11 protein-coding genes are annotated in these 13034 nt (G+C 71.3%); 6 read left to right on the top strand and 5 right to left on the bottom strand.

Annotation, left to right across the window (positions count from 1 at the left end; all coding sequences use genetic code 11):
• The first annotated feature begins 97 nt into the window (after window positions 1–97).
• The 4 genes from BLT97_RS13850 (at window position 98) to BLT97_RS39165 (ending at window position 2818) form a co-directional block, all read left to right on the top strand.
• Window positions 98–1099, top strand: coding sequence for a hypothetical protein (locus BLT97_RS13850; protein WP_093609689.1), 1002 nt, complete (start codon window positions 98–100; stop codon window positions 1097–1099).
• 262 nt (window positions 1100–1361) lie between these two features.
• Window positions 1362–2111 (top strand): LON peptidase substrate-binding domain-containing protein, encoded by a 750-nt coding sequence (locus BLT97_RS13845; protein ID WP_093609687.1) that lies wholly within the window; start codon window positions 1362–1364, stop codon window positions 2109–2111.
• 16 nt (window positions 2112–2127) lie between these two features.
• Window positions 2128–2628, top strand: coding sequence for a Cys-tRNA(Pro) deacylase (gene ybaK, locus BLT97_RS13840; protein ID WP_093609685.1), 501 nt, complete (start codon window positions 2128–2130; stop codon window positions 2626–2628).
• A 115-nt stretch (window positions 2629–2743) separates the two neighbouring features.
• Entirely contained in the window at window positions 2744–2818 is a 75-nt protein-coding gene (locus BLT97_RS39165; protein ID WP_465270599.1) for a hypothetical protein, read from the top strand.
• 9 nt (window positions 2819–2827) lie between these two features.
• Here the strand turns inward: BLT97_RS39165 and BLT97_RS13835 are convergent, their stop codons facing one another.
• The 4 genes from BLT97_RS13835 to BLT97_RS13820 form a co-directional block, all read right to left on the bottom strand.
• Window positions 2828–3601: a DUF2567 domain-containing protein gene (locus BLT97_RS13835; protein ID WP_245769311.1), complete on the bottom strand. Its 774-nt coding sequence runs from the start codon at window positions 3599–3601 to the stop codon at window positions 2828–2830.
• Between the two features lie 80 nt (window positions 3602–3681).
• Window positions 3682–4503 (bottom strand): ABC transporter permease, encoded by an 822-nt coding sequence (locus tag BLT97_RS13830; RefSeq protein WP_093609683.1) that lies wholly within the window; start codon window positions 4501–4503, stop codon window positions 3682–3684.
• Window positions 4500–5480 carry an ABC transporter ATP-binding protein gene (locus BLT97_RS13825; RefSeq protein ID WP_093609681.1) on the bottom strand — a complete coding sequence of 327 codons (981 nt, stop codon included), beginning with the start codon at window positions 5478–5480 and terminating at the stop codon, window positions 4500–4502. Before BLT97_RS13825 ends, BLT97_RS13830 begins: the two co-directional genes overlap by 4 nt.
• A gap of 625 nt (window positions 5481–6105) precedes the next feature.
• Window positions 6106–7317 carry an NYN domain-containing protein gene (locus tag BLT97_RS13820; RefSeq protein WP_093610002.1) on the bottom strand — a complete coding sequence of 404 codons (1212 nt, stop codon included), beginning with the start codon at window positions 7315–7317 and terminating at the stop codon, window positions 6106–6108.
• A 343-nt stretch (window positions 7318–7660) separates the two neighbouring features.
• Here BLT97_RS13820 and BLT97_RS37850 point away from each other — a divergent pair, with 343 nt between their 5' ends.
• Window positions 7661–7834, top strand: coding sequence for a hypothetical protein (locus BLT97_RS37850; protein WP_176953756.1), 174 nt, complete (start codon window positions 7661–7663; stop codon window positions 7832–7834).
• Window positions 7835–7977: 143 nt separating this feature from the next.
• Here BLT97_RS37850 and dnaE read toward each other — a convergent pair whose 3' ends face one another.
• Window positions 7978–11523, bottom strand: coding sequence for a DNA polymerase III subunit alpha (gene dnaE, locus BLT97_RS13815; RefSeq protein ID WP_218137300.1), 3546 nt, complete (start codon window positions 11521–11523; stop codon window positions 7978–7980).
• Window positions 11524–11681: 158 nt separating this feature from the next.
• Between dnaE and BLT97_RS13810 the strand changes: the two genes are divergently transcribed.
• Complete coding sequence (locus BLT97_RS13810) at window positions 11682–13010, top strand: DUF2252 domain-containing protein (RefSeq protein ID WP_093609677.1); 1329 nt, start codon at window positions 11682–11684, stop codon at window positions 13008–13010.
• Window positions 13011–13034: the final 24 nt, after the last annotated feature.

The raw sequence follows: 13034 nt of genomic DNA, 5'->3' as shown, positions 1-13034 counted from the left end.
GGCCCCGCGGTCCGCCGCACCCCGCGGCACCGCGCACCCGAACCGTTACCGACCGGGCGGCAACCATCCGCCCAGCTCACCGGTCTTCCCCCGCACCATGGCACTGCTACGCGCTCTCATCGGCACCGCCCGGATGCTCAAGCACACCCGGCATCTCGCCCTCGGCCTCCCGGCCGACGACGAGATGCTGCTCGACGCACCCGACGACCGGCTGGCCCCCGCCCTCGTCGCGGCCGGCCGGGACGACTACGAGTCCGCGGCACAGCTGCTCGCGGCCACCCGCGAAGAGGCCGCGTGGGAGAGCCGCGACCTGTACTCCCGGCGGCTCGCCGCCTTCGCCCGGAGCAGGCCCGACTGGTTCGAGCGCTGGCTCGCCGACCGTCCGCAGGACCCGGACGCCCTGCTCGTGAAGGCCGAGCTGGCCCTGGCCCGCGCCTGGGAGTCCCCCGCGTACGCGGAACTGCTGCGCGACGCCGCGCCGTTGATCGGCGCCGCCTCCGCCGCGGGCCACCCGCGCGACCCGGTCCCCTGGCGCCTCGCGCTCGACCACGCCCGCGGGACCCATGCCTCGCGCGGCGTCTTCGACGCGCTGTGGCAGGAGGCCACGAGCCGTGCCTCGCACCACTACGGCTGCCACACCTCCGCGGTCCAGTACCTCTCGGCCGCCTGGTACGGCTCGCACCGCGAGTGCTTCGACTTCGCGGAGCGGGCCGCCGAGGACGCCCTGCCCGGTTCGCTGATCCACGCCCTGCCGGCCCGCGCCGCCCTCGCGTATCTGACCGGTCCCGGCTCCAGCGTGCCGCGCGCACGTCTGGACGCCGCCGCCGACCGCGCGATCGTGCTCTCGGCCGCGTACGAGGCGGGCGACCCGTATCCGGCGGAGGTCCGCAACGTCCTCACGTACGTCCTGATCCGCCTCGAACGCTGGCAGGACGCCCTGGAGCAGCTGCGTCTGATCGGAGCGCAGGCGACCTCGTTCCCCTGGGACCGGATCTCGGACGACCCGCTCGGCCAGTTCCTGGAGCTGCGCGACGGCGTCCGCCTGGAGGTCGCCTCGGCCACACCACTGCGGGCACGGCGCACTCCGGGCGGCCACTAGGGCCTGTCCTCAGTCTCCCGTCGTCGCCCGAAGGGGCGGTCGGGCGGCGTCATGGGGGTCCCCCCTGCTCGAGCGCAGTCGAGAGCTTGGGGGAGCGTGCGATCGCAAGGCGGAGGAGGGAGTCGACGCGATGGGGGTCCCCCCTGCTCGAGCGAAGCCGAGAGCTTGGGGGAGTCGGCGACCGACGACAACGCAGCGAGCGTGCGTGCCAGGCGTCGCCCGACAGACGGGAGACTGAAGACAGGCCCTAAGGTAAAGAGCCGTGACCACCGTCCGGCTTCCGCTCTTCCCGCTGAACACCGTGCTGTTCCCGGGTCTCGTGCTGCCCCTGAACGTCTTCGAGGCGCGCTATCGGGCCATGATGCGCGATCTGGTCAAGGCCGCGCCCGAGGAGGCCGAGGAGGCGCGCCGCTTCGCGGTCGTGGCGATCCGCGACGGACACGAGGTGGCCCCGGCGGCGCCCGGACTGCCGGACCAGACGGCCACCGTCGAGAAGGGCCCGGCCGCCGGCTTCGGCGAGGACCCCCTGAAGGCCTTCCACGCGGTGGGCTGCATCGCCGACGCGGCCACGGTGCGCGAGCGCGCCGACGGCAGCTTCGAGGTGCTGGCCACGGGCACCACCCGGGTGCGGCTGCTGTCGGTGGACGCGAGCGGCGCGTATCTGACGGCGGAACTCGAAGAGCTGCCCGAGGAGCAGGGCGAGGAGGCGGGCGCGCTCGCCGAGGGCGTGCTGCGGGCGTTCCGCGCGTACCAGAAGCGCCTTGCCGGGGCCCGCGAGCGCAGCCTCGCCACCGGCGCCGAACTGCCGGACGACCCTTCGGTGGTGTCGTACCTGGTGGCGGCCGCCGCGGTGCTCGACGTCCCGGCGAAGCAGCGTCTCCTGGAGGCGGCGGACACGGCGAGCCGGCTGCATGAGGAGCTGAAACTCCTTCGCTCCGAGACGGCCCTGCTCCGTAACCTGCCCTCGCTGCCCGCGGTCGAGCTGACCCGGGCACCGACCAGCCTCAACTGACGCGCGGAGCAACGCAGTGGCGAAGAAGTCGAAGAAGCAGCAGGCCGGGGGCACTCCGGCGACGGTGGCGCTGACGGCGGCGGGCGTCCCGTTCACGGTGCACAGCTACGAGCACGACCCCTCGCACCCGTCCTACGGCGAGGAGGCGGCGCAGGCCATGGGCGTCTCGCCGGAGCGGGTGTTCAAGACCCTCGTCGCCGATGTGGACGGCGAGCTGACCGTGGCCGTGGTCCCCGTCGCCGGCACCCTCGACCTCAAGGCCCTCGCCTCCGCGGTGGGCGGCAAGCGCGCGGCGATGGCCGACCCGGCCGCCGCCGAGCGCACCACGGGGTACGTACGCGGCGGGATCTCCCCGCTCGGCCAGCGCAAGAAGCTGCGTACGGTCCTGGACGAATCGGCCTCGGCGCACGACACCATCTGCATCTCGGCGGGCCGCCGCGGCCTGGAGGTCGAGCTGGCACCGGCGGACCTGGCGAAGCTCACGGACGCGGTGCTCGCACCGGTCGGCCGGGGCTGAGCCTCGAACCTCGCACTGGTCGGCCGGGGCTGAGCCTCGAACGTCCGCCTCGGGTGGGGCCGGGGCGTGCAAGCCCCCTAGGCGTACCGGCCGTTCTCGGTTAAGTACCGAGGACATGTCGAAGAAGACGCGCAAGCGGAAGTGGCGGATCAAGAAGGGCAAGGCGAACCACGGGAGGCGCCCCGCCTAGGCAGGCCGGTCAGCCGGCGCCGTGCGGCGGCTGGCCCGGAGCGTGCGGCGACTTGCCCGGGCTGTACGGCGCCTGGCCGGGGCCGTGCGAAGCCGGGTCGGGGTGGTACGGCGCCTGTCCGGGATCGTGCGGCGTCCCGTACCCGTCCGTCGGGTGCGGGGCGTCCCAGCCGCCGGGCAGCGGCGGCTCCGGGTCGCGCGGCCCGAACAGCGCCGTGAGCGCCAGGTGCACCGCGAGCGCGGCGATCGGCCAGGCGAGCAGCGCCCCCTTGGCGTTCAGCTCCAGGGGCGCGTCGAACGCGACCCCCTCGCCGGCCTCCTTGGCGCGCGCCACGACGTCGTCGCCCGGCCCGAAGACCAGACCGAGCCGCCAGGCGACCACCGAGGCCAGCAGCCCGCCGACACCCACCGCGACCACCAGCGGGATGCCGCCGTGCCGCCTCAGCAGGAAGACCAGGGCCCCGGTCACGGCGCCGCAGGCCAGCGCGAGCAGGATGAACGTTCCGTCCGCACCGATCGCCTGCTCCCCCTCGGTGTCCCCGAGGAAGACGGCCTTGCCGTCCGAGACGAGCGGCACATGCGGCGCGAGCCAGGCCCACAGGACCCCGAGCACCACACCGGCCACCGCGAACCCCACCACGATCAGGGCCGCGTCCCGCAGCTCCGTCGCCATCCCGGGACCGCCCGCCGCGTACGACTCGGCGGGGACCCGCGGCGGGGCCTGCCAGGGGTCGCTCGGCTGGTTCGGGTGCGGCTTCTGCGGCGGTGTCAGCGGTGCGGTCACCCTGCCATCGTGCCAGGCCTCACCGATCCGCCCAGGAGTGGGCCGCCGATCGGGGGTCGGGGCGGGCCCTTGCGGGGAGGTCAGCGGACCGCGGCCCTGCGGTACGCCCAGGTCGCGGCGGCCAGCGAGACCACACCGACGGCGGCGCAGACGCCCAGGTCGAGTGCGACGGCGCCCCAGTCGGGGCCGGGCTCGAAGGTGCGGGCGAAGGCCTCCACGCCGTACGTGGAGGGCAGCAGGTCGCGGGCGTACTGGAGCAGCGCGGGCATGCCGTCCGCGGGCAGCACACCGAGCAGCAGCGCCGCGGACATGCCCAACTGGCCGAGCAGCGTGGCCAGTTCGGGCCGGGGCGCGAGCAGGCCGAGCGCGGCACCGAGTCCGGCGAGCGCGGCGCCCGCGAGCGGGATGACTGCGATGAGCACCCACAGGTGCGTGAGCGGAAGGCCGAAGAGCACGCTGCCGACCACGGCGGTGACGATCGTGCCGGGCGCGGTGAAGGAGGCGTACGCGGCCGCCGCCCCGAGCACCACGGCCGAGGGCGGCACGGGCAGTGTGGCGTAGTGGTCGAGCCCGCCGCTGGCCCGCAGCTGCCCGAAGTACTGCGCGAGCAGGTTGAGCGCGACGAACGCGACGACCAGGACGGAGGAGCCGGCGACCACGGCCCGCGCCTCGGCCCCGCCGTCGACCACCCCGCGCATCAGGATCATGATCCCGACGGACTGGAAGGTCGCCACGAACAGCAGCGGGATACGGGCCACCCGCGCCCGCGAGAGCTGCGCGCGGTAGACCGCGGCCAGCGAGGGCAGCAGCCGCGCACGGGGGGCCAGCTCGGCCTCTGCCGTGCCCGGTGCGGCCTCGGCGGCCCTCGTCCCGGCGACCGCCTCGACAGGCACCACGCTCACGCCTTCACCAGCCCCTTTGCTCCGTCGGTCCGGCCGCCGAGTGCGAGGTAGACGTCCTCGAGGCTCGGCGTGGCCAGCGTGAAGTCGTCCAGTGCCGCGAACGCCTCGCCCCCGGTGACGGCGGCCACGGCGGCCCGCGCCTCCTCGGGTCCGAGCCGCAGCGTCCAGCGCCGCCCGGTCTCCTGCGCGGATCCGCGCAGCGCGGACACCTCGGGCACGTCGAGCGGCGCCTTCTCCCGCCATACGAGTTCCAGGCGCACCTCGCCCGCGACGGCGCTCTTGAGCCCGCCGGGGGTGTCGCAGGCGATGACGCGGCCTTCTTCCAGCACGGCCACCCGGTCGAGGACCGTCTCGGCCTCGATCACGTTGTGGGTCACGAGCAGCACCGTGGTGCCCCGCTCGGCGCGGCGCCGGTCCACGGCGGCCCAGACGGCGCGGCGGGCGACGGGGTCCATCCCGGTGGTGGGCTCGTCGAGGACGAGCAGCGAGCGCTCGCCGACCAGCGCGGTGGCGAAGCAGGCGAGCCGCCGCTGGCCGCCCGAGAGCTTCTTGAGCGGCCGCGAGGCGAGGGCCCCGAGGCCCAGTTCGTCGATCACGGCGTCCCGCTCGGCGCGGGCGTCCTTCAGGGAGAGCCCGCGCAGCCGCGCCGTGGTCTCGGCGGCGAGCGCGACCGTCAGCTCGTCGAGCGCGGTGGACTCCTGGCCGAGGTACGCGAGGATCCGCGCGGCCCGCTCGGGGTGGCGCACGATGTCGTGGCCGAGGATCTCGACGCTGCCGGAGTCGGGCCGCATCAGGCCCGTCAGCTGCCGTACGAGGGTGGACTTGCCGGCTCCGTTGGGGCCGAGCAGCCCGAAGATCTCACCGCGCCGGACCTCTAGGGAGATCCCGTCCGTGGCCCTGACCTCGGGCGTCGCGGGCACACCGCGCCGCCCGCGGGTAGCGGGATACGTCTTGACCAGATCCCGCACCACGCACACGGCATCCTTGCCGTCTGCCGTGTCGGGTCGGGGGCGCGCACTCACGACGAAGCAGCCTACGGGACCCGACCCGCACCCTTTGCCCCCGGGCCACCTTTCGGCCGATCTCGTCCTTGCGGGGCGGGGTGAGGCGGGGGTGAGTGTGACGTCGGTCGGCGAAGTGCGGGTGGGTGTGGCGCGGGTCGGCGTGAGGCGCGCGTCGGCGTGAGGCGGGTGTCGGTGGGCCGCGGATCGAGATGAGGCGCGGGTCGGTGAGGCGCGCGCCGGCGTGAGACGCAGGTCCGTAAAGGACGACTCGGCGTGAGGGGCGGTCCGGTGAAGCGGGTCGGCGTGAGGCAACGGCCCCGTGAGGCGCGGCTCGGTGAAGCGCGGGTCGAGATGTGCCGAGGCTCGGCGTGAGGCGAGGATCCATGAAGCGCGGGTCGGCGTGAGGCGCGGCGAGCCGGGGGCGCTCCGGGAATGAGGCCCGCTCACGGAGATCGGGTTCCCGAGGCTCCCGCGCCCAGGCCCGGCTCCCTGAGACTCACCCGCCCAGGCCCACTCCCCGAGACTCACGCACCCAGACCCACTCCCCCGGGGGCCACTCCCCCGAGGCCCACCCCGCGGAGGCTCACTCCGCGGAGGCTCACTCCGCGGACACCGGCTCCCCCGCCCCCGTCCGTACGTCGATCTCCCGCCAGAAGCCCGCCCGGATCGCGTACCGGTCGTGCTCGTCGATCTGGTCGTCCTTGTGGGCGAGCAGCCCGAACCTGGCCGCGTAGCGCAGCAGCTCCCCGTCGATCCGGTGCGGAATGCGCGGGTACAGGACGGACAGCTTCTGGCGTCCGGCCGGGTCCGGCAGCCGCGCCAGCCACCGCCGCGCGAAGACCTGCCCGACCTCGAACGGGTCGCCGCCCACGGTCGTGATGTCCTCCTCGCGGTCCGCCCACCGCTGCTCGGCCGTGGTCAGCTGCGCGAGGGTCGGCAGCGAGGCCACCTCCGCGGGCTCCTGCGGGGTGCCGGGACGGTCGATCCAGCCCTTGTCGGAGGACCACCGCAGCGTCGCGTTCGAGGGGTGCTGGGCCGGCTGCGTGCCGGGGCCGCGCAGCGCCGCGAGGTCCTTCGGCGTGGGCACGCCCTTGGCCGAGGTGTGCCGCTCCGCGGAGGCGTGCTCGGCGGAGGCGGCGGCACCGTTGCGGGACGGGGCCTCGGTGGCGTGCTCGGCGAGCGCCGAGTCCGGCAGCGGCGCCGAGAGGATCGCGGCGATCTCCGGCCGGGGCGCGGGCTGCGGCGCGCAGATCCCCGCGAGCTCCCTGGCCCGTACGGCCTGGGTGATCCAGGCGCGGTCGAGCACCCGGCGCTCGTCGGCCTCGGCCACCAGGTCCTCGGACTGGTTGTAGTCGCCGTCGGCGGCCTGCACGGCCCAGAGGTGGACGGCGACCCCGTGCTCCTTGGCGGACATGAGACCGGGCAGCAGGTCCCCGTCGCCGGTCACGAGCACGATGTCCGAGCAGGCCCGGTTGCGCGCGAGCTCGGTCAGCTCGGCGTGCATGGCCGCGTCCACGCCCTTCTGCGCCCAGCGCCCGTCGCTGCGGGTCAGGGCGCCGAGCCGGACGGTGACGCGGGACATCACGCGCAGCCTGCGGTGCTCGGGCTGCGGTACGCGGTCGGGGGCGCCGTCGAACCAGTAGATGCGCAGGAGCGGCTGCTGGGTCTCCGCCTCCGCACGTTCTCGCAGGGCCTGGATGAGGGCGGCGTGGTCGACGGTGATCCGCGACCGGGAGGGTTCACCGGCGAGCAGGCTCGCGGCGGCGCCGAGCAAGTAGCCGGCGTCCACCAGGACGACGCAGCGGTCCACGCGTTCCACCCTCTTCCCAAGAGGCCCGAGGCGCTCCCGCGGAGGGCGGGAATGCGGGGCGGGTTTGCAACGGGGTTGTCTTCGAGTCTGCCCGAAGGCGCGGAGGTTAACGGCCGGAACTCGATCTTCGGCGTGGCGCATCGGGAACTTGCGTGCCCCGTACCCGCACATCAACGGACCATCACTCTCGAAGGCCGCGGAAGACCACTCTCGAAGGCCCCGGAAGAACACGCCCCGACAGCCCTTATCACGCACGGTAATTCTTCGAAATGCGCGGCATGTCGGCATATGTGAATCTGGTCGCGGCCCTGGCCCCTAGATCCCCCTCAGGAGGCAGATCACCATGGCCAAGAACAAGAACCGTCAGCAGCAGCGCGGCCAGCAGCAGCGAGGAGCGCAGCAGGAGCAGTCTCAGCGCGGCGCCGAGCAGGTCGAGTCCGCAGCCGAGCAGGCCCCCAGCCCCGCGCAGTTCGCAAGCGGTGGTGGTAAGCGGCAGAAGAAGTTCGGCCACAACTGAGCACCGGCCAGGTCCGGTCCAGGCACACCCAAGGGGCGCGTCCTTCCGGGCGCGCCCCTTGGCGTTGTCAACTCATCTGTACGGCAAGGCCGTTGGCCCGCCGCAACTGGCAGTCCCCCGCGGCCGCCCTCGCTCCGAAGCCGTCAGCCGGCCAGGCAGGACGGTCCGAGCAGCACCTTCAAGTCACCGAAGAGCGCCGGGTCCGGCTGCACCCGGTGCCGGTCGAGCCGCAGGACGGTGGTCTTGCGGGCGCCCTGGAGCTTGATGCGCACCTCGGAGTTGCCCTTGTGGTGGCTGAGGATCTCGCCGAGCCGGCTGACCATCGGCGGGGTGACCTTGACCGTCGGGATGGTGATGATCACGGGCGCGTTGGTGCCCGCGTTGGACAGGTCGGGCACCTGCATCTCCATCGCGACCAGGCGCGGCACGTCCTCGCGCTTGTCGAGGCGGCCCTTCACGAACACCACGGCGTCCTCGACGAGTTGGGTCGAGACCAGCTGGTAGGTGGCCGGGAAGAACATGCACTCGATGGAGCCCGCGAGGTCCTCCACGGTGGCGATCGCCCACGCGTTGCCCTGCTTGGTCATCTTGCGCTGGAGGCCCGAGATGATGCCGCCGATGGTGACGACCGCGCCGTCGGAGAAGTCGCCGCCGGTGAGCTGGCCGATGCCCGCGTCCGCCTTGTCCTGGAGCACGTGCTCCAGTCCGAAGAGCGGGTGGTCGGAGACGTACAGACCGAGCATCTCGCGCTCCTGCGCGAGGAGATAGGTCTTCTCCCACTCGTCGGTGGAGAACTCGACGTCGAGCCCGAAGCCGGGCTCGTCCGATGCGCCCTCGTCGCCCATGCCTCCGAAGAGGTCGAACTGCCCCTCGGCCTCCTTGCGCTTGACCTGCACGACGTTGTCGATCATCGGCTCGTACTGCGCGGTGAGGCCCTTGCGGGTGTGCCCCATCGTGTCGAAGGCGCCGGCCTTGATCAGGGATTCCGTGGTGCGCTTGTTGCAGGCGACGGCCTCGACCTTGTCGAGATAGTCGGGGAAGGAGGAGTACTTCCCCTTCGCCTTGCGGCTGCGGATGATCGACTCGACGACGTTCGTACCGACGTTACGCACCGCGGAGAGACCGAACAGAATGACGTCGTCGCCCTGGGCCGCGAAGTTCTGCTCCGATTCGTTGACATTCGGCGGCAGCACCTTGATGCCCATGCGGCGGCATTCGTTCAGATAGACCGCGGACTTGTCCTTGTCGTCCTTCACCGAGGTGAGCAGCGCCGCCATGTATTCGGCCGGGTAATTCGCCTTGAGATAAGCGGTCCAGTACGTGACGAGACCGTACGCGGAGGAGTGCGCCTTGTTGAACGCATAGCCGGCGAACGGCACCAGGACGTCCCACAGGGCCTGGATCGCCTCGTCGGAATAGCCGTTCTTCTTGGCGCCCGCCTGGAAGATGGTGAAGTTCTTCTCCAGCTCCTCCGGCTTCTTCTTGCCCATCACGCGGCGCAGGATGTCGGCCTCGCCGAGCGAGTAGCCGGCGACGATCTGCGCGGCCTTCTGCACCTGCTCCTGGTACACGATGAGGCCGTAGGTCAGGCCCAGCGTCTCCTTCAGGGGCTCCTCGAGCTCCGGGTGGATCGGCGTGATCTCCTGGCGGCCGTTCTTGCGCTCCGCGTAGTTGATGTGCGAGTTCATGCCCATCGGGCCCGGCCGGTACAGGGCCGAGACGGCGGAGATGTCCTCGAAGTTGTCGGGCTGCATCTGGCGGAGCAGCGAACGCATCGGGCCGCCGTCGAACTGGAAGACGCCCAACGTGTCGCCGCGGCACAGCAGTTCATACGTCTTGGGGTCGTCGAGCGGGACGTCGAGGAGCTCCAGGTCGATGCCCTTGTTGGCCTTCACCATCTTCTGGGCGTCGTCCATGATGGTGAGGTTGCGCAGGCCCAGGAAGTCCATCTTGAGCAGGCCGAGCGACTCGCACTGCGGGTAGTCCCACTGCGTGATGGTGACGCCGTCGGTGTGCCGCACCCAGATCGGGGCGTGGTCCACGATCGGCTCGCTGGACATGATCACGCCGGCCGCGTGCACACCCATCTGCCGGACCAGGCCCTCGACACCCTTGGCGGTGTCGATGACCTTCTTCACATCCGGCTCGTTCTCGTACATCGCACGGATCTCGCCGGCCTCGCTGTAGCGCGGGTGCTGCGGGTTCGTGATGCCGTCGAGGTCGATGCCCTTGCCGAGGACGTCGGCGGGCATGGCCTTGGTGAGCCGGTCGCCCATCGCGTACGGGTAGCCGAGGACGCGGGCGGAGTCCTTGATGGCGTTCTTCGCCTTGATCTTTCCGTACGTGCCGATCATGGCGACCTTGTCGGCGCCGTACTTCTCGGTCACATACCTGATCACCTCGACGCGCCGACGCTCGTCGAAGTCGATGTCGACATCGGGCATGGAGACGCGCTCGGGGTTGAGGAAGCGCTCGAAGATCAGGCCGTGCTCGATCGGGTCGAGGTCGGTGATGCCCATCGCGTACGCCACGATCGAGCCGGCCGCGGAGCCTCGGCCGGGGCCGACCGCGATGCCGTTGTTCTTGGCCCACATGATGAAGTCGGCGACGACGAGGAAGTAGCCCGGGAACCCCATCTGGATGATGACGTCCATCTCGTAGTCCGCCTGCTTCTGGCGGTCCTCCGGGACACCGTTCGGATAGCGGCGGGCCATGCCGCGCCGCACCTCCTCCTTGAACCAGGTGACCTCGGTGTAGCCCTCTTCCGGGATCTCGAACTTCGGCATGAGGTCGCGCTTCTCGAACATGCCGGTGGTGTCGATCTGCTCGGCCACCAGGAGGGTGTTGCGGCAGCCCTCCTGCCAGGCGTCCGAGGAGTCGATCGCGTACATCTCGTCGGTCGACTTCAGGTAGTAGCCGGTGCCGTCGAAGCGGAAGCGGTCGGGGTCGCTCAGGTTCTTGCCGGTCTGGATGCACAGCAGGGCGTCGTGGGCGCTCGCCTCGTGCGCGTACGTGTAGTGCGAGTCGTTGGTGACCAGCGGCGGGATGCCGAGCTTCTTGCCGATCTCCAGGAGGCCGTCGCGCACCCGGCGCTCGATCTCGATGCCGTGGTCCATCAACTCCAGGAAGTACCGGTCCTTGCCGAAGATGTCCTGGTACTCGGAGGCCGCCTTGAGCGCCTCGTCGAACTGGCCGAGGCGAAGCCGGGTCTGCAGCTCACCGGACGGACAGCCGGTGGAGGCGATCAGGCCCTCGCTCCACTGGGAGATCGTCTCCTTGTCCATACGCGGCCACTTCTGCAGCCAGCCCTCGGCGTAGGCATCCGAGGAGAGCTTGAAGAGGTTGTGCAGTCCGGTCTTGTTCGCCGCCCAGATCGTCTTGTGCGTATAACCACCCGAACCGGACACGTCGTCGCGCTTCTGGTGCGGCTGGCCCCACTGGATCTTCCGCTTGTTGCGCCGGGACTCCGGGGCCACGTACGCCTCGATGCCGATGATCGGCACGACGCCCGCCTTCTGCGCGGAGTGGAAGAAGTCGTACGCCCCGTGCAGGTTGCCGTGGTCGGTCATCGCGACGTGGGTCATGCCCATGTCGGTGGCCGCCTTGAACATGTCCTTGAGCCGCGCGGCACCGTCGAGGAGCGAGTACTGCGTGTGCACGTGCAGGTGCGTGAACGGCGGCTTGGTCACGGCGGAAGACCTCCGGGAAAAGGCTCGGCGACAGAGGGGGGCGACGGGCATGAAGTCTACGTCTGCCCACTGACAGGTCGCGGGCACTTCCGGGTACGGTCGGGCGTTGGTACGGACGGAACATCCGACCGAAGTTTTTGCACCAGGAGGCACCAGGCATGTCGGTCACGCAGACGGGCGCCGAAGAACGCGGCGAGCAGATTCTCGCCGTCTTCGACACCGCGTTCGGCGAGTTGCTCGCCGCCGACCCGGCCGCGTTCCGGGTCAAGTTCCGCAAGATGGCGGCCTCGGCCTTCGCCTTCTACCGCGGTACGGCCTGCCTCTTCTACCGCGACCTGGAGCGCGAGCAGCACGGCGGCCCGTTCCTTGACGACCGCACGGGCCGGGTGTGGATCCACGGCGATCTCCACGCGGAGAACTTCGGCACGTACATGGACTCCACCGGCCGCCTGATCTTCAATGTCAATGATTTCGACGAGGCCTACGTGGGCCCCTTCACCTGGGACCTCAAGCGCTTCGCCGCCTCCGTGGCGCTGATCGGCTACTCGAAGGCGCTGAGCGACGAGCAGATCAGCGAGCTGGTGACGATCTACGCGGCGGCCTACCGCGAGCGCATCCACGCCCTGGCCACCGGCGCCAAGGACGACGAGGTTCCGCCCTTCACGCTGGACACCGCCGAGGGCCCGCTGCTCAACGCGCTGCGCGCCGCCCGCTCCCTGACCCGGTTCTCGCTGCTCGACTCGATGACCGAGATCCGCGATTTCGAGCGCCGCTTCGCGCCCGGCGGCGGCTCGATCGAGCTGGACGCGGCCACGCGCTACAAGGTGCTCGCCGCCTTCGACGGCTACCTGGAGACGCTCCCGGAGTCCTCCCTGACCCGCCCCGACTCCTACCGCGTGAAGGACGTCGTGGGCCGGCGCGGGATCGGCATCGGCTCGGCCGGCCTGCCCTCGTACAACATCCTGCTCGAGGGCAACTCCGACGCCCTCGAGAACGATGTCGTGATCTACATGAAGCAGGCCCAGACCCCGGCGGTCTCGCGGCACATCACGGACCAGGCGATCCGCTCGTACTTCCGGCACGAGGGCCACCGCACGGTGATCTCGCAGCGCGCCCTCCAGGCGCACGCCGACCCGTGGCTCGGCTGGACGGAGCTGGACGGCCAGGGCCAGCTGGTCGCGGAGGTCTCGCCGTACGCCGTGGACCTCGACTGGTCGGACATCGACGACACGGAGCAGATCGCCGCCGTCGTGGCGGACCTCGGCCGGGCGACCGCGGCCATGCACGCGGCCGCGGATGACGAGAGCGGCTACACGGGCCTGGTGCCCTTCTCCACCGAGCGCGCCATCGACGCCGCGATCGCCGCCGACGAGGAGGGCTTCGCGCCGCTGCTCGTGGAGTTCGCGCACACCTACGGAGCGCGGGCCCGCCAGGACTACCAGATCTTCGTGGACCTGTTCCGTAACGGTCGGATTCCGGGTCTGTAAGGGTCCGGCAGCCCGGGGCCCTTC

It is taken from the genome of Streptomyces indicus (assembly GCF_900100315.1).
In the GTDB taxonomy this organism is placed as follows: domain Bacteria; phylum Actinomycetota; class Actinomycetes; order Streptomycetales; family Streptomycetaceae; genus Streptomyces; species Streptomyces indicus.
The sequence above is the reverse complement of the archived record's forward strand: the minus strand, read 5'-3'. Positions and strand labels throughout refer to the sequence as shown.